Here is a 21,226-nt window from a genome sequence, read left to right on the forward strand (position 1 = left end):
GAACTTTTACAACTTGATTTGCGATGCGAAGCAGGTTTAATGATTTTTTTTTTTTGCCTATTTTTGGCCCGTCATTTAATTAGAAGGATGCCTTACATGCCTCTGCAACGAACGCTGCTCGCCTGTTGTTTATCCCTGACTTTTTCCGCTGTTGCCGCCCCCGCCTCCGATCTGCCTTTAATGCCCTGGCCGCAAAAAGTGGTGCAGCCTGCCAGCGGCGGCGCATTGACGCTGACACCGCAATTCACGCTGCATATTACGGGCGATCATCTGGAGGGGGCTGAAGTGCGCTGGCGTGCGCGCATTTCACGTCAAACCGGTTGGCCGCTGCTGCCCGCCAGTGCGCCGAGCGATCAGGCCACCATTCAGGTACAAATTGCCCAGGCAGTGGATCCCTTGCCACAACCGGACAGCGATGAGAGCTATCGTCTTGAGGTCAACAGCGGCGGCGTGACGCTAAAAGCCAACACGCGTTTCGGTGCGATGCGCGGCATGGAGACACTGCTGCAGTTGATTCAGAATAATGAGACGGGAACGCAGATCCCCTACGTCATCATTGACGATAAACCACGCTTCCCGTGGCGCGGGGTGCTGATCGATTCGGCACGCCACTTCCTGCCGATTGAAACGGTGAAGCGGCAGATTGACGGTATCGCCGCAGCGCGAATGAACGTATTCCACTGGCATCTGACCGATGATCAGGGCTGGAGATTTGCCTCCAGCCACTATCCGCAGTTGCAGGAGAAGGCCAGCGACGGCCTTTACTACACGTAGCAACAGATGCGTGATGTGGTGCGTTATGCCACCCAGCGCGGCGTGCGCGTGGTGCCGGAAATTGATGTGCCGGGGCACGCCTCGGCGATCGCGGTGGCGATGCCAGAACTGCTCAGCGCGCCGGGCCCGTACCAGATGGAACGCGGCTGGGGCGTGTTTAAACCGCTGCTCGATCCCAGCAACGAAGCGGTCTTCACCTTCATCGATACGCTAATGGGCGAGGTTACGGCGATCTTCCCCGATCCTTATATCCATATCGGCGGCGATGAAGTGGATCCGACCCAATGGAACGACTCGCCGAAGATTCAGCAGTTTATGCGCGACCATGGCCTGAAGGACACGCACGCATTACAGGCGTGGTTCAATCAGCGAGTGGAGAAGATACTGGAAGCGCATCAGCGCCGGATGATTGGCTGGGATGAGGTTTACCATCCGGACCTGCCGAACAGCATTTTGATCCAGTCCTGGCAGGGGCAGGATGCGTTAGGTGAGGTGGCGAAGCACGATTTCCGTGGCATTCTCTCAACCGGTTTCTATCTCGATCAACCGCAAACCGCAGCCTACCACTACCGCAACGAGCCCTGGCCGCAGGGACTCCAGGGTCAGGATCAGATTCAAGCCGACGAGCAAGCGCAGAGCTGGCAGTTCACCATGCCGCGTTTGAAGGGCAGCCCGGTCAAAGGCAGTTTCACTCTGGTGGAAGCTAAAAACGGCTGGCGTGGCTATATTGATTTCAGCGGCAAAGCGCGGCGTATGGTGAGTGATATTCGCTGGCTGTCGCCCACGCAGCTGACCTTTAGCGTGGATACCTGGATGGGGCCGTTTCAGCCAATGGTCACTCTGACGCAGGACAAACTGACCGGTTATATGCTGGTGGGCAATGTGCGCTATCCCGCTGAGGGCAGCAAGCTGGCACAGGTGCCGACCGGTATTCAGCCTTCAGTGCCAACGCCTGAGCAAATGCAAAACAACCTGATTGGCGGTGAAGCAGCGCTGTGGGCGGAAAACGTCAACAGCCGGGTAATTGATACGCGTTTATGGCCGCGTGCCTTTGTGGTGGCTGAGCGTCTGTGGTCGGCGAAGGATGTCACCGACAGCGACAACATGTACCAACGCTTAAACGCGGTGGATCGCTGGGGCACGGTGTCGGTGGGATTACAGCAGCATCAGCAGGCGGAGGTGCAGATGATGCGACTGGCCAACACCAGCGATATCACGCCGCTGCGCGTGCTGGCGGAGGTGCTGGAACCGGCGCAGTATTACACGCGTCAGCACCTGAAATTCCAGGCAGGGCACTATGACTATTTCGAGCCGCTCAATCGTCTGGCGGATGTACTGCCTGCCGAAAGCGAACCGGTGCGGTTACTGGATAAACAAGTCGATGCACTGATCGCCAACCGCGAGGATCGCATGGCGGCCAACGTTATTCGTCAGCAGTTACAGCGCTGGCAGAACAACAGTGACGCGGTGATGCCGCTGATTCTGAGCAGCTATCAGCTCAAGCCGCTGCAGCAGCAGGTTCAGCAGGTGGCGCAACTGAGCCGCATGGGCATCGATTTGGTCAATGCGATGCAGCGTAATCAGGCGTACGGTGCCAGCGAAGTGGCCGAGATGCATGCCAAACTGGATGCCGCTGCCGAGGTGCAGGATGAAACCGTGCTGGCGCTGGTCAGGCCGCTAGAGAAGCTGCTGAGGTCGTCTAAATAAACGGATGCGCGATCAATTACGCCGCTACGAGGGGATGGCACACCATGGAATTACGTCGCTACGGGGGTGAAGAGCACGCCATGCATTGATGTCGCTAAGGTGATGTTCTAACACACTCATCGCGCCGCCACAGTTGAGTACAAATTTGTAGCGGCGCAATTTATTGCGCATTGCCTTTACTTAACGACGTACGGCAATGGCCTCAATCTCGATCTTCACATCTTTCGGCAGACGCGCCACTTCCACACAAGAACGTGCTGGGAAGCTGGCATCGTGCTCGGTAAAGAAGGCTTCGTAAGTGGCGTTAACGGTGGTGAAGTCATTGAGATCTTTCACGAACACGGTGGTTTTCACAATGTCGCCCACTTTCAGGCCAGCGGCTTCCACGATCGCCTTCACGTTCTCCAGTGACTGACGCGCCTGCGCAGACACATCATCTGCCACGGCACCGGTCGCCGGATCAACAGGGATCTGGCCTGAAGTGATGATCATGCTGCCGAGATCCACGCCCTGCACATAAGGGCCAATTGCTGCGGGTGCTTTTTCTGTGCTGATTTCGCGAGACATTGTTTCTCCTTAAAAGTGCGCAGCCGACCTTTGTCAGCCGCGTATTGGTTCGCCCCATTATAGGGACGATAAGCACGATTACCAGTGACCGAGCACCACGTGGCGCGCGAACTCTTTCTCGCAATATTTGCACTTCAGGTGCACATCATCGTCACGCTGTTTCACCGCGAAGCTGCTGAATACTGGCTCACTGCGGCTAATGCAGTTGCTGTTCGGGCAGGTCAGCACGCGTTCGACACGGTCCGGTAAGGTCGGAGCGATTTTCGCTACTACTTCGTATTCATCAATGCGGTTAACCGTGGCGTGAGGCGCATACACCGCCAGCTGGTTAATCTGATCATCGGTCAGGAAGGTATTCTCGATCTTAATCAAATCCTTGCGCCCCATCTCACCTGAAGGCAGATTCAGTCCAATGGTGATGCGCTGGTCGGTCTCGGTCAGGCGAAACAGCGACAGTAATTTAAAACCGACCTGCGCAGGAATATGGTCGATTACCGTGCCACGCTTGATGGCTTCAACCTGCAATTTATTATCGTGAGTCATCGGTTTCTCCTTACAGGGCCAGTTCGCTATTCAGTACCAGTGCCAGCAGAGCCTGGCGGGCGAAGATGCCGTTGCCCGCCTGCTGGAAATACCAGGCGTGCGGCGTGCTATCGACGTCAGTGGTGATCTCATCAATACGCGGCAACGGATGCAGCACTTTCATGTTGTCGCGTGCGCCGGCTAAATCGGCCGCGCGCAGGATGAACTGTGCTTTGACGTTGGCGTACTCAGACGGATCGAGACGCTCTTTCTGCACACGGGTCATATACAGGATGTCGAGTTCCGGCATCACTTCTTCGATGGTGTCGTGGCGCGTCCAGACAATGTTCTGCTCATCCAGCATATCGGTAATGTAGGCCGGCATCGCCAGCGCATCCGGCGCGATAAAGTAGAAACGGTTGCCGGTGAATTTCGCCAGCGCCTGGGTCAGCGAGTGCACGGTGCGGCCATATTTCAGGTCACCGACCATCGCCACATTCAGGTTGTCGAGGCGGCTCTGGGTTTCACGGATGGTGAACAGATCCAGCAGGGTTTGCGTCGGATGCTGGTTGGCACCGTCACCGGCATTGAGAATTGGAATGCCGCTGGAGAATTCAGTCGCCAGGCGCGCGGCGCCTTCCTGCGGATGACGCATCACAATCGCATCGACATAAGTGCTGATCACCGAAATGGTGTCGGCCAGCGTTTCGCCTTTCTTACCGAGCGAAGTATTGCTGCCGTCGGCGAAGCCCACCACTGAAGCACCCAAACGATGCATAGCGGTTTCAAACGACAGGCGGGTGCGCGTCGAGGCTTCAAAGAAGCAGCTGGCGATCACGTTGTGCTTCAGCAGTTCCGGCTGGGGATGAGCCTTGAGCTGGGCAGCGGTGTGTAACACCAGCTCCAGCTCTTCGCGGTTGAGATCGTTAATGGAAATAATGTGCTTGCGATATAGCGGGTTGGCCATAGCGTTCTCCTCTGCGCTGCCGGATTGCGGACAAAAAAAAGCCCCTGCTTAAGGGGCTTTTTTTACGATCAATGGTTGACGGAAAGAAACAGCGGCATCGCCTGTGGTCAGGCGGGGTAGAGCGGCAAATTGTACGCTGCGCTGTTGCATGTTTCCTCCGGCAAATTGTGGCGCATTATACGCATTCACTGATTTGCATCAAGCAGAAATCGCCGCAAGGTAAACGTTTGCTTTATGGGTTACCCAGCGTGGCGACCATCACCGCTTTGATGGTATGCATGCGGTTTTCGGCCTGATCGAACACGATGCTGTGCGCCGATTCAAACACCTCGTTACTCACTTCCATGCCGTCTTTGAGACCATACTGTTCAGCCATCTGACGGCCCAGCGTGGTTTGATCATCATGGAAGGCGGGCAGGCAATGCAGGAATTTCACCTGTGGATTGCCGGTCAGCGCCAGCATCGCGCTGTTTACCTGATACGGACGCAGCAGGGCGATACGCTCTTCCCATACCGATTTCGCTTCACCCATTGACACCCACACATCAGTGTAGATGAAATCCGCACCTTGTACGCCCTCGGCAATCTCTTCGGTCAGGGTGATTTTGCCACCGGTTTTCTGTGCTGCAACGCGACACTGTTCAACCAACTGCTCTTCCGGCCAGCAACCCTTCGGTGCCACCAGGCGCAGGTCCAGCCCTACCAGAGCTGCCGCTTCCAACATGCTGTTGCCCATGTTGTTACGTGCGTCACCCACATACACCAACGTCATGTCGCTCAATGGTTTACCTGGCAGATGTTCTTGCATGGTGAGCAAATCTGCCAGCAACTGCGTCGGGTGGAATTCCGTGGTCAATCCGTTCCACACCGGCACACCGGCAAATTCCGCCAGCGTTTCCACCAATTCCTGGCCGAAGCCACGATACTGAATGCCATCATACATGCGGCCTAATACGCGCGCGGTGTCTTTCATTGACTCTTTATGGCCGATCTGGCTGCCGCTTGGGCCAAGGTAAGTGACGTTAGCGCCCTGATCGTATGCGGCAACTTCGAAAGAGCATCGGGTACGGGTCGAGTCTTTTTCGAAGATGAGCGCGATATTCTTGCCTTTCAGGTACTGCGTTTCTTGGGCATTTTTCTTAGCGTGTTTTAATTCACCTGCCAGACTTAGCAGGTCGGCGATTTCAGCGGGGGTGAAATCCAGCAATCTCAGGAAGTGTCTCGAATACAGCTGACTCATACAGCGCTCCAGATGGGGACTAATAATGAATTAAAATTCAATCTAACCGTATGAATATGCATTTTCAACCCCGGCGTTAAGAAACTTTCCGTTTTGTGTAGTGGCGCGCGAGGCAGTGTGGGAAAATAATTGCATTCACGTCGAACATTTTGAGGACACGCACATGGCATATGAAGCATTGCTGGAAGAACAGCGCGAAGAAACCCGCCTGATCATTGAAGAGTTGCTGGAAGACGGCAGCGATCCGGATGCGCTTTACACTATCGAGCATCACCTCTCTTGCAACAACTTCGACTCACTGGAGAAAGTCGCGGTTGAGGCTTTCAAACTGGGCTTTGAGGTGAGCGAGCCAGAAGAGCTGGAGCTGGAAGAGGGTGGCACGGTGATGTGTGTGGATATCCTGAGCGAAGGCGCATTGAAGCCAGAGCTGATTGATGCACAAGTTGAGCAACTGGTGAATCTGGCCGGTAAGTTCAATGTCGATTACGACGGCTGGGGCACTTACTTCGAAGACCCGGACGCGGAAGATGAAGACGACGATGGTGATTTCATCGACGACGAAGAAGACGACGGTGTGCGTCACTAAGTCTTAAACGGGCGGCGCTCGCCGCCCAGAACCACTTCCCCGCCAGATAAAGAACACCGATGAATTACGCTCCCCTGTTAGAACCCATTTATGAATTCCTGCACTGCCGCACGCCACAAGCGTGGATTGACGAAGCGCGCAAGCCGGAAAACCTGACGCTGCTGCTGACCGATCACATGGTGTGCGAGTTAAAAGCGGCACAAACCGCGGTGTTTATCATTCGTAAGTATGTAGCCGATAAACCCAGTGGCGATGCCATTCTGGCGTGGCTCAAGCCGTACGAAGATTTCATCTACCGCGAAGAGCCAGACAGCAACTTCATTAACGCGCATAAAAATCTGACCAAGAGCATCATTGTGCGTAACGAACTGCCGTGGGCGGATGATTTGGTCGAGATGATGATTCTGCTGATCAAAGAAGAGCTGCATCATTTTTATCAGGTGTGGGAAATCATGCAGTCGCGTGGTTTGCCGTATCGCAAAATCACTGCCAGCCGCTATGCCAAAGGGCTGATTCGTGAAATCCGTACGTTTGAACCTGAAGCGCTGGTGGATAAGCTGATTTGCGGAGCCTATATCGAAGCGCGATCCTGTGAGCGTTTTGCCAGCCTGGCGCCGTATCTGGATGAACAACTGCAGAAGTTCTATATTTCGCTGCTGCGTTCTGAAGCGCGTCACTATCAGGATTATTTGAAGCTGGCGGAACAGATTTCAGCGAAGGATATTACGCCGCGCGTGCAGGCGTTTGGTGCAGCAGAAGCGAAATTAATCAGCGAGCCGGATGGTGAGTTGCGTTTCCATAGCGGTGTGCCCGCTTACTAAGTTGGGTGCGCAAATCTGCGCACCGCTTTTACATCACAGCACTTTCAACATTCGCACTTCGCAATCACCGTGCCCGGTACAGCCCATCGCGTTATCAATCAGCTCAAATCCCAGTGATTCATACAGCTTAATCGCGCGGGTTAGCGTGCCGGTGGTTTCCAGATAGCAGCGACAGAAACCCTGCTGACGCGCATACTCCATCGCCCGCAACGCCAGCGCACGCGCCAGCCCTAAACCGCGCACTTGGGGCAGGAAGTACATCTTCTGCAATTCGCAGATGTCCGGTGCGCTACACGCCAAAGGTGCCACGCCGCCGCCGCCCACAACACGTCCCTCATGCTCGACGATCCAGTAAGCGCTGTTCGCTTCGCTGTACAACTCGAACAGGCGATCCAGATTCGGATCGGACACGGTGTAACCTTTGTCGGCGGTCAGGCCAAACTCTGCGGAGACATCACGGATCACTTGCGCAATCAGCGGATTATCGGCCGCAACAATCGGGCGCACCTGTAAATTCAGTGGCGTAGCGGTGGTCATCATTTTCTTCCGGTGTAAAAAAGCCGGGCAGTGCCCGGCTATGATTTAGCAATTGGACTGATGCGCTTACAATGCCGCAATCACGCCCTGCTGTTCAATCAGTTTTGCTTTTGATTGTTCCAGCTCAACGATGCGCTCGCGCTCTTTCGCCACCACCGCTTCCGGTGCACGTGCAACAAAGCCTTCGTTCGCCAGTTTGACCTGGATCTTCTCAATCTCGACATCCAGCTTGGTCAACTCTTTCGCCAGACGCTCCAGCTCGGCTTCTTTGTTGACCAGATCCGCCATTGGGATCAGCAACTCAGCGCCTTCGACGATCTTGGTGACCGAGACCGGACCTTTCTCGCCCGCAGGCAGAATGGTCAGGCTTTCCAGACGCGCAAGACGTGACAGGAAGCTACGGTTCTCATCGACACGACGCTGCGCGGTTGGCGAGCAGTCACGCAGCAGCACATCCAGCGGTTTACCCGGTGCGATGTTCATTTCAGCACGGATGTTACGCACTGCCACGATCGCCTGCTTGATCCACTCGATATCCGCTTTGGCTTCCGCATCTTCTTTTGCCGCGTCAAACTGCGGGAACGGCTGCAGCATGATGGTGTCGTGATCGATGTTCTTCAGACCTTTGACACGCTGCCAGATGGTTTCGGTGATGTAAGGAATGATTGGGTGCGCCAGACGCAGCACCGCTTCCAGCACGGTAACCAGCGTATTACGCGTGCCGCGCAACTCCGCTTCGCTGCCGTTGCTCATCACAGGCTTAGTCAGCTCCAGATACCAGTCACAGAACTGGTTCCAGGTGAAGTCGTACAGGATGTTGGCAGCGATATCAAAGCGATAGCTGTCCAGCGCTTCACGATAGGCTTTCACGGTGCTGTTGAATTCGGTCAGAATCCAGCGATCGGCCAGTGACAGCTTCAGTTCGCCGCCGTTCTGCCCGCAATCATGCTCTTCGGTGTTCATCAGCACGAAGCGGCTGGCGTTCCACAGCTTGTTACAGAAGTTGCGATAACCTTCAAGACGCTTCATGTCCCAGTTGATGTCACGACCGGTTGAGGCCAGTGCCGCCAGGGTGAAGCGCAGGGCATCGGTGCCGGAAGCCACAATGCCGTCCGGGAACTGCTTCTCGGTACGCTTGCGGATCTTCTCAGCCAGCTGCGGCTGCATCATGTTACCGGTGCGTTTTTCCAGCAGGTCTTCCAGCGAAATGCCGTCGATCATATCCAGTGGATCGATGACGTTGCCTTTCGACTTGGACATCTTCTGGCCTTCTTCATCACGAATCAAACCGGTCATATACACGGTTTTGAACGGCACCTGTGGCTTGCCGTCTTCATCTTTGATGAAGTGCATGGTCAGCATGATCATGCGCGCAATCCAGAAGAAAATGATGTCGAAGCCACTCACCAGCACGCTGGTTGGGTGGAAGGTACGCAGTGCTTCGGTATTCTCTGGCCAGCCAAGGGTCGAGAAGGTCCACAGACCTGATGAGAACCAGGTATCCAGCACGTCGTCGTCCTGGCGCAGTACCACAACGTCAGCCAGGTTATTTTCCTGACGCACTTCGGCTTCAGTACGGCCAACATAGACGTTGCCGTCGTTGTCATACCAGGCCGGGATGCGATGTCCCCACCACAGCTGACGCGAGATGCACCAATCCTGAATGTCACGCATCCATGAGAAGTACATGTTTTCATACTGTTTTGGCACAAACTGGATGTCGCCGTTTTCGACCGCTTCTACCGCAACTTTCGCCAGTGGAGCCGTGCGCACATACCATTGGTCGGTCAGCATTGGCTCGATCACCACGCCGCCACGGTCGCCGTAAGGCACGGTCAGATCGTGTGGTTTGATTTCATCCAGCAGGCCGAGTTCATCAACCGCAGCCACCATGGCTTTACGCGCCGCGAAACGCTCCATTTTCTGGAACTGCGCTGGGATCTCATCGGCGCATTCGTCGCTGACTTCACCGTTGGTGTCGAACACTTCCGCACGCTCGCGGATATCGCCATCAAAGGTCAGGATGTTGATCATTGGCAGCTTGTGACGACGACCGACTTCATAGTCGTTGAAGTCATGCGCTGGGGTGATCTTCACGCAGCCGGTGCCTTTTTCCATGTCCGCGTGCTCATCGCCGACGATCGGAATGCGACGGTTCACCAGCGGCAGGATCAGTTCTTTACCGATCAGATCTTTATAGCGCGGATCTTCCGGGTTCACCGCCACGCCGGTATCGCCCAGCAGGGTTTCCGGACGAGTGGTGGCGACCACCAGATAATCTTTGCCTTCTGCGGTTTTCACGCCATCCGCCAGCGGGTAGCGGATATGCCACATTGAGCCTTTGCTCTCGCGGTTTTCCACTTCCAGGTCGGAGATCGCGGTACGCAGTTTTGGATCCCAGTTCACCAGGCGTTTGCCACGGTAAATCAGATTCTCTTTATACAGGCGCACGAAGACTTCACGCACCGCATTCGACAGGCCTTCATCCATGGTGAAGCGTTCGCGCTCCCAATCCACGGAGTTGCCAAGACGACGCATCTGACGGGTAATAGTGCCGCCAGACTCTGCTTTCCACTGCCAGATTTTGTCGATGAAAGCATCACGGCCGTAATCCTGGCGAGTTTTGCCCTCTTCAGCGGCGATCTTGCGCTCAACCACCATCTGCGTCGCGATACCGGCATGGTCAGTACCTGCCTGCCACAGGGTGTTTTTACCCTGCATACGCTGGTAACGAATCATGGTATCCATGATGGTCTGCTGGAAAGCGTGACCCATATGCAAGCTGCCGGTGACGTTCGGCGGCGGGATCATGATGCAAAAGCTTTCCTGGCTGGTGTCGCCATTCGGTTTAAAGTAGCCCTGCTGTTCCCAGTGCTCGTAGAGCGGCTGCTCGATATCTTGCGGGTTATATGTCTTTTCCATTTCTACACTGTCGTTTGCGGCGGAGGTGGCGTCGCCGTATTCAATTGGAAACCAACGCTGCGATAGGCTTTATAGCGGTCGCGCGCCAGTTGTTTTAGGGATTCTTCGTAAGGTACGAAGTCTATCACTTCATGGAAACCAGTAGCAAAATCTGCGAACTGTGGCAGCAGGCTAATCAGCAGGTCACGCGGGGAACTGCCGCGACGCTGTGGCCAGGCTAATTCCACCGGTGCGCCGTATCGCGGGCCTTCACCGGCCAGATTGTGCGGCACAAAGGCGTTGGCGGGACGCTGCCAGAGCGCTTCATCCAGACGATTAGCTTGGTCTTCATTCTCGCAGGCAATCAGAATGCGTTTGCCGTCACGCCAGCGTGTTTCGGCCAGATCGCACACCAGTGCTTCGATGGCGCTCAGGCCGTCGCTGGCGCTTTCCGACTCCATCACATAGAAAGTGGCGTTTTTCATGGCAAGCTTATTTCCATTAATGACAGTGGGGCGCATTTTGCGCCCCATGAGTTCATACGTCTATACACTTCATACTTCGAGCTGCAGATGCGTTGGCTGCTCTCGTTCACCCGAATCACTTACTTGAGTAAGCTCATCGGGACTCTCTCGTTTGCCGCCTTCCTGCACCTCGAATTATTTGTGTGTATTTTTTGCTCGGCTTTAATCGTCGCCGTTCAATCCTGCGCGGTTCAACAGGAACTGCGACAGCAGCGGAACCGGGCGGCCGGTGGCGCCTTTGGCCTTGCCAGAACGCCATGCGGTACCTGCGATGTCCAGGTGCGCCCAGTTAAACTTACGCGCAAAACGCGCCAGGAAACAGGCTGCAGTGATGGCACCGCCGGGACGGCCGCCAATGTTTGCCATATCAGCAAAATTGGATTCCAGCTGCTCCTGATACTCATCTGCCATCGGCAGACGCCACGCGCGGTCACCTGCTTGTTCTGAGGCGCTGATCAGCTCGTGCGCCAGCGGATTATGGTTCGACATCAAACCGCTGACGTGATGGCCCAGTGCAATCACGCAGGCACCGGTCAGGGTCGCGACGTCAATCACCACTTCAGGCTCGAAGCGCTCCACGTAAGTCAGCGCGTCGCACAGCACCAGACGGCCTTCCGCATCGGTATTCAGCACTTCAACAGTCTGGCCTGACATGGTGGTCAGCACATCGCCTGGACGCATCGAACGACCATCCGGCATGTTCTCACAACCCACCAGTACGCCGACGACGTTCAGCGGCAGATTGAGTTCCGCCACCATACGCATCACGCCGTACACGGACGCCGCGCCGCACATGTCGTACTTCATTTCATCCATCGAATCGGCAGGTTTGATCGAGATACCACCGGAATCGAAGGTCAGGCCTTTACCCACCAGCACAATTGGACGCGCTTCAGGATCGGTGCTGCCTTTGTACTCAATTACCGACATCAGCGATTCGTTGTGTGAGCCCGCCCCGACCGCCAGATACGCGTTCATGCCCAGCTCTTTCATCTGCTGTTCGCCGATGACACGCGTGGTGACATTTTTGCTGTAAGCATCCGCCAACTGACGCGCCTGCGACGCCAAATACGCGGCGTTACAAATATTTGGCGGCATATTGCTGAGGTCTTTGGCGGCTCTGACGCCCGCTGCCACCGCCAAACCATGCTGAATCGCACGTTCACCGCTGGTGAGTTCACGACGGGTTGGCACGTTGAACACCAGCTTGCGCAGTGGACGGCGCGGTTCAACTTTATTGCTTTTCAGCTGATCGAAGTTGTAGAGCGCTTCTTTTGAGGTTTCAACCGCCTGGCGGACTTTCCAGTAGGTGTTGCGCCCTTTAACATGCAGTTCGGTCAGGAAGCACACCGCTTCCATCGAACCGGTGTCGTTCAACGTATTGATAGTCTTCTGAATCACCTGTTTGTACTGGCGCTCATCCAGCTCGCGCTCTTTACCGCAGCCGATCAACAGGATACGTTCAGACAGGATGTTAGGCACATGGTGCAGCAGCAATGTCTGACCGACTTTGCCTTCCAGTTCACCGCGACGCAGCAGGGCGCTGATGTAGCCGTCGCTGATTTTATCCAGCTGTTCAGCAATGGGTGACAAACGGCGCGGTTCGAAAACGCCTACAACAATGCAGGCGCTACGCTGTTTTTCCGGGCTACCGCTTTTTACACTGAACTCCATGCACTCTCCTGAATCTTAAAGACAACGGCCTTAGCTGTCGTTAGAATGTAGCGCGTTCGTAACCCATTATTTTTAGCGGCGCCATGACAATTTAACGCCGACGGTCATAATGAGATGTGGTGGCAATGTGTTGTTTTTTCACCACCCTAACGCGTTCGTCATACTATTTTAGCTACGATGACGGCCATTGATGAAGAAAAATGGCTGATAAGCGTTGAAACTAGCGATTTTCCTGCAAAAAGACAAGTTATCACAGGCGTACTAAGCGTGATCATCATTAGATATCTGGTTCGGGAAACGCTCAAAAGCCAGCTGGCTATCCTGTTCATCCTGCTACTGATCTTCTTTTGCCAGAAGTTAGTCAGGATTTTGGGTGCAGCGGTGGATGGCGAGATCCCAACAAATCTGGTTCTGACATTGTTAGGACTTGGCGTGCCTGAAATGGCACAACTTATCCTGCCCCTAAGCTTGTTTCTGGCGATTTTAATGACTCTTGGGCGGCTGTACACCGAAAGTGAGATCACGGTGATGCATGCCTGCGGCCTGGGGAAAAGCGTGCTGGTCAAGGCCGCGATGATCCTGATGCTGCTGACTTCAGCGGTCGCAGCGGTCAACGTCCTTTGGTTAGGGCCATGGTCATCGCGTTACCAGGATGAAGTCACACAAAATGCCAAAGCCAACCCTGGCGCAGCGGCGCTGGCAGCGGGCCAGTTTCAGACCTCCAGCGACGGTAATACCGTGCTGTTTGTCGAGAACGTCAAAGGCAACACGTTTGGTAACGTGTTCCTGGCGCAGCTGCGTCCAAAAGGTAATGCGCGCCCATCCGTGGTGCTGGCTGACAGCGGTCATATGGAGCAGCGCAAAGACGGCTCACAAGTGGTGACGCTGGATAAAGGCACGCGCTTCGAGGGCACTGCGATGCTGCGCGATTTCCGCATCACCGACTTCACCAACTACCAGGCGCTGGTGGGCTATAAAGAAGCCACGCTCGATCCGAATGATGCCGATCAGGCGAGCATTAGCACGCTGTACCAACACAAAACGCCGCAGTTCCAGGCCGAGTTCCACTGGCGTCTAACGCTGGTGTTTGCGGTGCTGGTGATGGCGTTGATGGTGGTGCCACTCAGCGTGGTCAACCCTCGTCAGGGGCGTGTGCTGTCAATGCTGCCTGCGATGCTGCTGTATCTGATCTTCTTCCTGCTGCAGAGTTCGTTACGTTCTAACGCAGCGAAAGGCAAGTTCGATCCCGCGATCTGGATGTGGGTCGTGAACCTGGCTTATCTGGCGCTGGCAGTGATGTTAAACCTGTGGGATACGGTACCGATGCGACGCATTCGTGGTCGCTTTAGCCGTGGAGGATCGCTCTGATGTTTAAGGTCCTTGACCGCTATATCGGTAAAACCATCTTCAACACCATCATGCTGACGTTGTTCATGCTGGTGTCGCTATCGGGCATCATCAAATTTGTCGATCAGCTACGTAAAACCGGGCAGGGCGCTTACACCGCGCTCGACGCCGGTTACTACACGCTGCTCAGCGTACCGAAAGATATTGAGATCTTCTTCCCGATGGCCGCACTCTTGGGTGCATTGTTGGGCTTAGGAACGCTAGCGCAGCGCAGCGAGCTGGTGGTGATGCAGGCATCGGGTTTTACCCGTATGCAGGTGGCGCTGGCGGTGATGAAAACCGCGATTCCGCTGGTGCTGTTGACCATGGCTATCGGCGAATTTGTGGCACCGCAGGGCGAGCAGATGGCGCGTAACTACCGTGCGCAGCAGCTGTACGGCGGCTCGCTGATGTCGACGCAGAATGGGCTGTGGGCGAAAGACGGCCATGACTTTATCTACATCGAACGCATCAAAGGCGACAATGAGATTGATGGCGTCAGCATTTACACCTTCACCGACCAGCGTCGTCTGCTCAGCGTGCGTTATGCCGCCAGTGCGACCTGGAACAAGGACAAAAAGTTGTGGCAGCTGTCGCAGGTAGATGAGTCCAACCTGAGTGATGCGAAACAGATTACCGGTTCGCAAAGTCTGGGCGGGGAGTGGAAAACCAACCTGACGCCTGACAAGCTTGGCGTGGTGGCGCTGGATCCGGATGCGCTGTCCATTAGCGGTCTGTACAACTACAGCAAATACCTTAAGCAGAGTGGCCAGGTGTCAGGGCGTTATCTGCTGAACATGTGGGGTAAAATCTTCCAGCCGCTTTCCGTGGCGGTGATGATGCTGATGGCGTTGTCGTTTATCTTTGGTCCGCTGCGTAGCGTGTCGATGGGCGTGCGTGTGGTCACGGGGATCAGCTTCGGCTTCCTGTTCTACGTGCTGGATCAGATCTTCGGTCCGCTGAGTCTGGTGTATGGCATCCCGCCGATTCTGGGGGCGCTATTGCCGAGCGCCGCGTTCTTTGCCATCAGCTTGTACCTGCTGATGAAGCGCAGTTGATGGTTCAGGGATAGCCTGCTGCTATCACCAAAACTCACAGAAGCCGCCATCACGATGGCGGCTTTTTTATTACTTCAGAGTATGAATCAGAGCCGGCAGCTGCGACAACAAGTACAATACCAACCCAATGGTGCCACCCACCAACGTCCCGTTAATGCGGATAAACTGCAGATCGCGGCCAATGTTCAACTCAATCTGTTGCGACATCTCCCGCGCATCCCAGCTCTTCACGGTATCGCTGATGTGGCGCGTCAGGAATTCGGCGAACTCTGGTGCAATGCTGCGGGCGGCATCTTCCAGGTGTTGATTCATCGAGATACGCAGCGCTTCATCTGCTGCCAGCATTTCACCGAACCATAGCGCGGCAAGACGCACGCGCTCCTGCACGCGAGAATCTTCACTGTTAAGATCGGCCTTCAGCCAGCTACGCAGATCCTGCCATAGCTCGCCGATATAGCGATTAAGCGACTCATCCTCTTTCAGCCAGTTTTTGATCACCTCGGCACGTTCGGCCATTACGGGGTCGGTTTTTAGCTTCTCAATTAACCGCTGAACTGCGCGGTCAAATCCCAGACGCAGCTCGTGCCCCTGATTGATCGCCACTTCATCGAGAATCGAGTCCACTGCATTGGCCACCAGGTCAGCACTGTGCTCGCCCAGCCATTCGGTGGGTAGTATTTTGGCTTTAATCGGATGCTCACGCTTCAGCCAGCGCACAATCTGAATTGCGATGAACTCACGCGTGCCAGGCTTGTGCAGCAGACGCAGCAACTGTTGCACTGCCGCATCCAGCAGTTCCTGATGACGATTGTTTTTGGTCAGGCTATCCAGTAACAACGCGCTGGATTGGGTGAGATCGACCTTATCCAATGCACGATGCACGGCCCGGCGCAGGAAGCGCTGGATGCGTTCATCATCCGTAAGATCAAGGAAGCCGCGCATCACCTGCAACAGATGGCGACCAATGCGATCGGCGTTGCCCGGCGTGTTGAGCCAGTGCGCCAGCATCTGCGAGGGATCGTGGCGGCGAATCAGCGCCAGCAACGAATCGGAATCGAGAAATTTCTCCTGCACAAAGCGGCCAAGATTCTCCCCGATGCGATCCTTATTGCGCGGAATAATCGCCGTGTGCCGCGAGATGAACGGCACCGGCACGCGACGAAACAGCGCGACCACCGCAAACCAGTCGGCCAGCGCACCGACCATCGCCGCTTCAGCAATGGCCTTGAGACCAAGCACCCAAAAATTGGGTGGCAGAAACAGCGTCACGACAAAAGTCGCTGCGGCAACCAGCAGCAATGCGAGCGCCAGACGCTTGCTCCGTTTGAGTTGTTGATATTTATCCATATAACGATCTTAGCAGACCACACCTTAGGGCGGCGGTGCGAATCATTGCACCTATTCAATCAGCATCATTAATGTCGCGGCGCGCAGGTGTCACTGCAGCGTTGCTGATGCCCGCGCCATACATAGCGCCGCGGAGGAAGATAAATATTTTCAGTGTGTTATAGACGACGGCCGCCCATCAAACTTCCCAGCACGCCACGAATGATTTGGTTGGTGACCTGGCGCGCCGCGCTTTTTGCCACGATCTGCACCACGCCATCGCGCTTGCCGCCGCGCGGTCCGGTGGTGCCAAACAGAATGTCTTTCAACCCGCCGAGAATGCCATCATCAACTTCGACATTATTGCCTTTGGCTTCCGGCGCATCGGCCTGCTGCGGCGCGGCTTGCACCCCTTTTTGCAGCATCTCAAACGCGGATTCGCGATCCACTTCGGTGTCGTATTTTCCGTACAGCGGTGAGTTATTGATCAGGCCGTTGCGCTCATCCAGCGTTATTGGCCCCATGCGCGAGCCGGGCGCAATCACCATGGCGCGCTGCACCATCGACGGGCTGCCTTTTTCATCGAGGAACGAAATCAGCGCCTCGCCAGTGCCCAGCGCCTGAATGGCCTCCACGGTATTGAATGCCGGATTGGCGCGCATGGTTTCAGCGGCGCTTTTCACCGCTTTTTGATCTTTCGGCGTGAAGGCGCGCAGGGCGTGTTGCACGCGATTGCCTAGCTGACCGAGCACGTTATCAGGGATATCCGACGGATTCTGCGTGACGAAATAGACGCCGATGCCTTTGGATCGAATCAGACGGATCACCTGTTCCACTTTCTCCAGCAGCACCGGCGGCGCATCGGTAAACAGCAGATGTGCCTCATCAAAGAAGAACACCATTTTCGGTTTATCGAGGTCGCCCGCTTCGGGCAACTGCTCGTACAGCTCCGCCAGCAGCCATAGCAAGCTGGTGGCATAGAGTTTCGGCATTTGATACAGCTTCTCGGCGGAAAGGATGTTGATGAAACCTTTGCCTTCGTTGTCACAACGCATCCAGTCACGGATATCCAGCATCGGCTCGCCGAAGAAGTGTTCAGCGCCTTGCTGTTCCAGCGCCAGCAAACCGCGCTGAATCGCCCCCACCGAGGCGCTGTTGATGTTGCCGTACTGCGTCTGGAAAGATTTAGCGTTATCGCCGATGTATTGCGTCATGGCGCGCAGATCTTTGAAATCCAGCAGCAACAGCCCTTGATCGTCTGCGATGCGGAAGATGATTTGCAGCACGCCCGATTGCACCTCATTGAGGTTGAGCAAGCGCGCCAGCAACAGCGGGCCAAGGTCGGAAACGGTGGCACGCACCGGATGACCTTTCTCGGCAAAAATATCCCACACCATCACCGGATTTTTCTGTGCCTGCCAGTCGGTCACGCCAATCTTTTCCAACCGCGCCAGTAACTTTTCCGAGCCTTCACCGGCGGTCGCCACGCCAGTGAGATCGCCTTTGACGTCGGCCATAAACACCGGCACGCCGATATTGGAGAAGGACTCGGCGATTTTTTGCAGCGTCACGGTTTTACCGGTGCCGGTGGCACCAGTGATTAAGCCGTGGCGGTTCGCCATATTGGAAAGCAGGGATAACTGGATGTCAGGCGTTTGAGCAATCAGCAACGGGGTGGTCATATTTTTTCACTCGCAGGCAACAGGTTATGCCAGAAAGAATAGCAAGCGATGCGAGGGGAAGGATGAAGATTGTACTGAAAGTGTTGATGGGGGAAGCCATCCCCCCATCAACAGGATCTATTGCTTCTGCACCACATCAAAGAACAGCAAGCTCACGCCAATCCCTTGCTGCACATGATTGACGTTGTTCCGCACCGCCACCTGCTGCGCGCCCTGCAGCATCACCACAAACGGAGAGTTCTGCTGCACGGTGTTTTGCAGGTCGGTGTAAAGCGCACGGCGTTTGGCGGCATCACTTTCGCCTGCTGCGGCACGTGTTTTGGCGCTGAGTTCCGGAATCTCCCAGCCGACACGCCACGCCAATGTTTTCGAGCCGCCCGGCACGTTGTAAGCAAAGGCGCTGGCATTGGTATTCGGGTCAACGTAATCCGCGCCCCAGTAGATAAAGATCGACTGGAAATCGCGGCCGCGCATCTTGCTCCACAGCTCGGATTCCGCCACCGGCTGCAACTCAATCTGCACGTCCGCTTTGGCAAAGCTGGCCTGCAGCGCCTGGGCAACATCAATGTACGGCGGCTGATTGATCACCGTCAGCGCAAACTTGCTGCCCGGTTTAATCCCGCCCTTGGCTAAAATCGCTTTGGCTTTTGCCACATCATAATGGAACGGTTGGTCCTCCAGCGCGCCATCAAAGCCCTGCGGCAGGAAGCTTTGATGAATGCGGTACTGACCTTTCAGCAAATCATGTGAGATGGACTGGTAATCCACCAACCAGCGCGCCGCTTCCCATAGGGCCGAATTACCCAATGCGGGCTGCGCTTTGTTCTGCGTATTGAAGCCCAGGTAATACACCAGGCTCGAAGGGAACGCCGCAATGTGCAGGTTCTTATTGCTCTTTAGCGCATCGATTTGATCGGGGCCGAGTTGATAAGCGACATCGACATCGCCTTGCTGAATCAGCAGGCGACGCGCACCCGCATCGGCGACGCCTTTCAGCAAAATACGCTTTAGGTGTGGCTGCGGATTAGCTTGCGGGTTGGCGCTCAGCACCAGCGCCTGCTGTGGCACATACTGCTGAATCGTAAACGCGCCGCTGCCTGCGGTGTTGGTGTGCAGCCAGCCATTGCCGAGATCGTTATTCACCGCATGCTGTTGCACGGTTTTGCTGTCCACCACCGAGGCTACCGGTGCGGTAAGCAGGCGCAGCGCCAAATCCTGACCTATCTGCGCGGGCCATTGAATCTCCAGCTGATGATCATTCAGCACTTTAAATTGGCTGGCGATGTTCTCGTTGGTCCAGCCAAACTCGGCGAGAATAAAAGAGGGTGCTTTGTTCAACTGCACAGCACGCGACAGTGAGAAAATCACATCCTGCGGCGTCACCGCATTGCCGCTGGAGAAGCGGGCACCTGGTTTAAGGTTAAATACCAGGCTGTGCGGCGTACTGCCACTTTGCCAGGATGTCGCCAGCAGCGGTGCCAGTTTCTGTGGCGTATCGCGGTCGGCTTGCACCAGAGTCTGGTAGATGTTGCGCTGTACGCTGTTGCTGACCGTTTCGAAGCTTTCTGCGGGGTCGAAGCTGATAATGCCATCCAGCGGTACGGCAACCACCAGCGTGTCTTTCGGCGTCGCAGCCTGCACGGCGAATGCACTACTCCATAAAGTGACCAACAAAATCAATACACGCATTTATTGTTTTCCTGAGTGATAGATAAATTGACTCTATCGCTGCTGCCGCTCAGGCAAAATGCCGGTTTGTTCTGAGCTGTGCCGGAAATTAACAAATGATAACATTCGGCGATTATTTCACTTATTTTGTGCGCCGCCTGTCATTTCCAGGAAATAGATCGTTCATGTACTGGTCAATTAAGTAAATAAGATGTTATTAATGAGAATAATTATCTTGTATGGAAGTATGATTTATTTTTATCGATTGAATTGAGCAATTATTTCCTTGCGCGATCAATTTTGGTCATTTGCCCATCCAGACTTGCTAGAAACACAGCAATTGTACGGTTAAAAGTCCAATTCACCCTCCGAAAGCCCTTTACCTGCCCTTAACCTAAATTCAACATCATGATGGTTTCTCATCAAAACACATCCGAACATTGATTCTTATATTCAGAAATATCTATATCCCTAAGATTGCCAGGTTATTTACCGATTTATAAAGCCATTAACAAAAATAATTATCTTTCTTAGCAAGTGAGAGTCGTCGCGCCATGCTTCTAAATAAACCGACCACCAGACGTAAGTTTTTGCTTGGGTCGTTATTGGCTTTGCCATTAAGCGACCTGGTATTTAAGGGATTAACTGCGGCGCAAGCTGCGGAAATGGCAGCACCGGAACTCGCCGATTACAAACCGATCTTTTTCAGCGCTCAGGAGTGGCAGTTTATTTTGGCCGCGACCGATCGTCTGATTCCGGCCGGTGGTAAGGGCAAAGCGCCGGGTGCACTGGAAACTAACGTGCCGATCTTTATCGATCAGCAACTCCATAGCCCTGAGTTCGGCGGCGAAATTTACATGCAGGGTCCGTTCGACGTGCACGCGCCAGCCACCATGGGTTATCAGATCCCTTACACCCCGCAAGAGCTGTATCGCACGGGCATCAAGCTAGTGGAACAGTGGACGCAGAGCACCTACAAAAAATCCTTCCATGAACTGACGTTGGAAGAGAAAGACGCGGTGCTGACCAAGGTCAACAAAAATGACGGTATCGATTTCCCGGCAATGGGTGAACCGAACCTGAAAGCCTCGCAGTTCTTTGGTCAGTTACTGGCAGATACCAAACACGGCTACCTCGCCGATCCGATGTATGGCGGCAATAAGGGCATGAAAGCCTGGATTGCGATTGGCTTCCCAGGCGCACGCGCCAGCTTCACCGAATGGGTGAAGCAGCACAACGTGCCGTACCCGCTGGGACCGGTCAGCCTCTTGGGTGAGCGCGCATAA

General features: G+C 54.9%; 16 protein-coding genes and 1 pseudogene. 6 read left to right on the forward strand and 11 right to left on the reverse strand.

What is annotated here, in order from left to right:
- Positions 1-96: 96 nt before the first annotated feature.
- A pseudogene (locus tag JK231_RS20250) lies at positions 97-2,481 on the forward strand (family 20 glycosylhydrolase).
- Positions 2,482-2,661: 180 nt separating this feature from the next.
- Here JK231_RS20250 and ridA read toward each other — a convergent pair.
- The 4 genes from ridA to argF form a co-directional block, all read right to left on the reverse strand.
- Positions 2,662-3,048: a 2-iminobutanoate/2-iminopropanoate deaminase gene (ridA, locus tag JK231_RS20255; RefSeq protein ID WP_211729331.1), complete on the reverse strand. Its 387-nt coding sequence runs from the start codon at positions 3,046-3,048 to the stop codon at positions 2,662-2,664.
- Positions 3,049-3,126: 78 nt separating this feature from the next.
- Entirely contained in the window at positions 3,127-3,591 is a 465-nt protein-coding gene (pyrI, locus tag JK231_RS20260) for an aspartate carbamoyltransferase regulatory subunit (RefSeq protein ID WP_034826475.1), read from the reverse strand.
- A gap of 10 nt (positions 3,592-3,601) precedes the next feature.
- Positions 3,602-4,537 (reverse strand): aspartate carbamoyltransferase, encoded by a 936-nt coding sequence (gene pyrB / locus JK231_RS20265; RefSeq protein WP_034826472.1) that lies wholly within the window; start codon positions 4,535-4,537, stop codon positions 3,602-3,604.
- 232 nt (positions 4,538-4,769) lie between these two features.
- The gene (gene argF, locus JK231_RS20270; protein WP_211729332.1) at positions 4,770-5,777 is read right to left on the reverse strand and encodes an ornithine carbamoyltransferase; all 1,008 of its coding nucleotides are present in this window, start codon (positions 5,775-5,777) and stop codon (positions 4,770-4,772) included.
- 163 nt (positions 5,778-5,940) lie between these two features.
- On the opposite strand from argF, the gene rraB reads away from it, so the two are divergent.
- The gene (gene rraB, locus JK231_RS20275; RefSeq protein ID WP_034826466.1) at positions 5,941-6,363 is read left to right on the forward strand and encodes a ribonuclease E inhibitor RraB; all 423 of its coding nucleotides are present in this window, start codon (positions 5,941-5,943) and stop codon (positions 6,361-6,363) included.
- 59 nt (positions 6,364-6,422) lie between these two features.
- Positions 6,423-7,184: a tRNA isopentenyl-2-thiomethyl-A-37 hydroxylase MiaE gene (gene miaE, locus JK231_RS20280; protein ID WP_211729333.1), complete on the forward strand. Its 762-nt coding sequence runs from the start codon at positions 6,423-6,425 to the stop codon at positions 7,182-7,184.
- A 33-nt stretch (positions 7,185-7,217) separates the two neighbouring features.
- Here miaE and JK231_RS20285 read toward each other — a convergent pair whose 3' ends face one another.
- The 4 genes from JK231_RS20285 to pepA form a co-directional block, all read right to left on the reverse strand.
- Positions 7,218-7,721 (reverse strand): GNAT family N-acetyltransferase, encoded by a 504-nt coding sequence (locus JK231_RS20285; protein WP_211729374.1) that lies wholly within the window; start codon positions 7,719-7,721, stop codon positions 7,218-7,220.
- Between the two features lie 66 nt (positions 7,722-7,787).
- The gene (locus JK231_RS20290) at positions 7,788-10,643 is read right to left on the reverse strand and encodes a valine--tRNA ligase (RefSeq protein WP_166935957.1); all 2,856 of its coding nucleotides are present in this window, start codon (positions 10,641-10,643) and stop codon (positions 7,788-7,790) included.
- Between the two features lie 2 nt (positions 10,644-10,645).
- Complete coding sequence (locus JK231_RS20295) at positions 10,646-11,107, reverse strand: DNA polymerase III subunit chi (protein ID WP_097118221.1); 462 nt, start codon at positions 11,105-11,107, stop codon at positions 10,646-10,648.
- Between the two features lie 201 nt (positions 11,108-11,308).
- On the reverse strand, positions 11,309-12,820 hold the full coding sequence (gene pepA / locus JK231_RS20300) for a leucyl aminopeptidase (RefSeq protein ID WP_034826455.1): 1,512 nt from the start codon (positions 12,818-12,820) through the stop codon (positions 11,309-11,311).
- Positions 12,821-13,087: 267 nt separating this feature from the next.
- Between pepA and lptF the strand changes: the two genes are divergently transcribed.
- Positions 13,088-14,188 (forward strand): LPS export ABC transporter permease LptF, encoded by a 1,101-nt coding sequence (gene lptF / locus JK231_RS20305; protein ID WP_097118222.1) that lies wholly within the window; start codon positions 13,088-13,090, stop codon positions 14,186-14,188.
- Complete coding sequence (lptG, locus tag JK231_RS20310; protein ID WP_034826451.1) at positions 14,188-15,264, forward strand: LPS export ABC transporter permease LptG; 1,077 nt, start codon at positions 14,188-14,190, stop codon at positions 15,262-15,264. Before lptF ends, lptG begins: the two co-directional genes overlap by 1 nt.
- A gap of 69 nt (positions 15,265-15,333) precedes the next feature.
- On the opposite strand, the gene JK231_RS20315 is transcribed toward lptG, so the two are convergent.
- From JK231_RS20315 to JK231_RS20325, 3 genes are all read right to left on the reverse strand, one after another.
- Positions 15,334-16,611: a DUF445 domain-containing protein gene (locus tag JK231_RS20315; RefSeq protein WP_211729334.1), complete on the reverse strand. Its 1,278-nt coding sequence runs from the start codon at positions 16,609-16,611 to the stop codon at positions 15,334-15,336.
- A 158-nt stretch (positions 16,612-16,769) separates the two neighbouring features.
- Positions 16,770-18,272, reverse strand: a complete 1,503-nt coding sequence (locus JK231_RS20320; protein ID WP_211729335.1) for a helicase HerA-like C-terminal domain-containing protein — start codon at positions 18,270-18,272, stop codon at positions 16,770-16,772.
- A gap of 117 nt (positions 18,273-18,389) precedes the next feature.
- Entirely contained in the window at positions 18,390-19,961 is a 1,572-nt protein-coding gene (locus tag JK231_RS20325; RefSeq protein ID WP_211729336.1) for an ABC transporter substrate-binding protein, read from the reverse strand.
- Between the two features lie 533 nt (positions 19,962-20,494).
- On the opposite strand from JK231_RS20325, the gene JK231_RS20330 reads away from it, so the two are divergent.
- Positions 20,495-21,226, forward strand: a complete 732-nt coding sequence (locus JK231_RS20330) for a gluconate 2-dehydrogenase subunit 3 family protein (protein WP_038649342.1) — start codon at positions 20,495-20,497, stop codon at positions 21,224-21,226.

This window comes from Pantoea sp. JGM49 (assembly GCF_018257655.1).
Taxonomy (GTDB): Bacteria; Pseudomonadota; Gammaproteobacteria; order Enterobacterales; family Enterobacteriaceae; genus Pantoea; species Pantoea communis.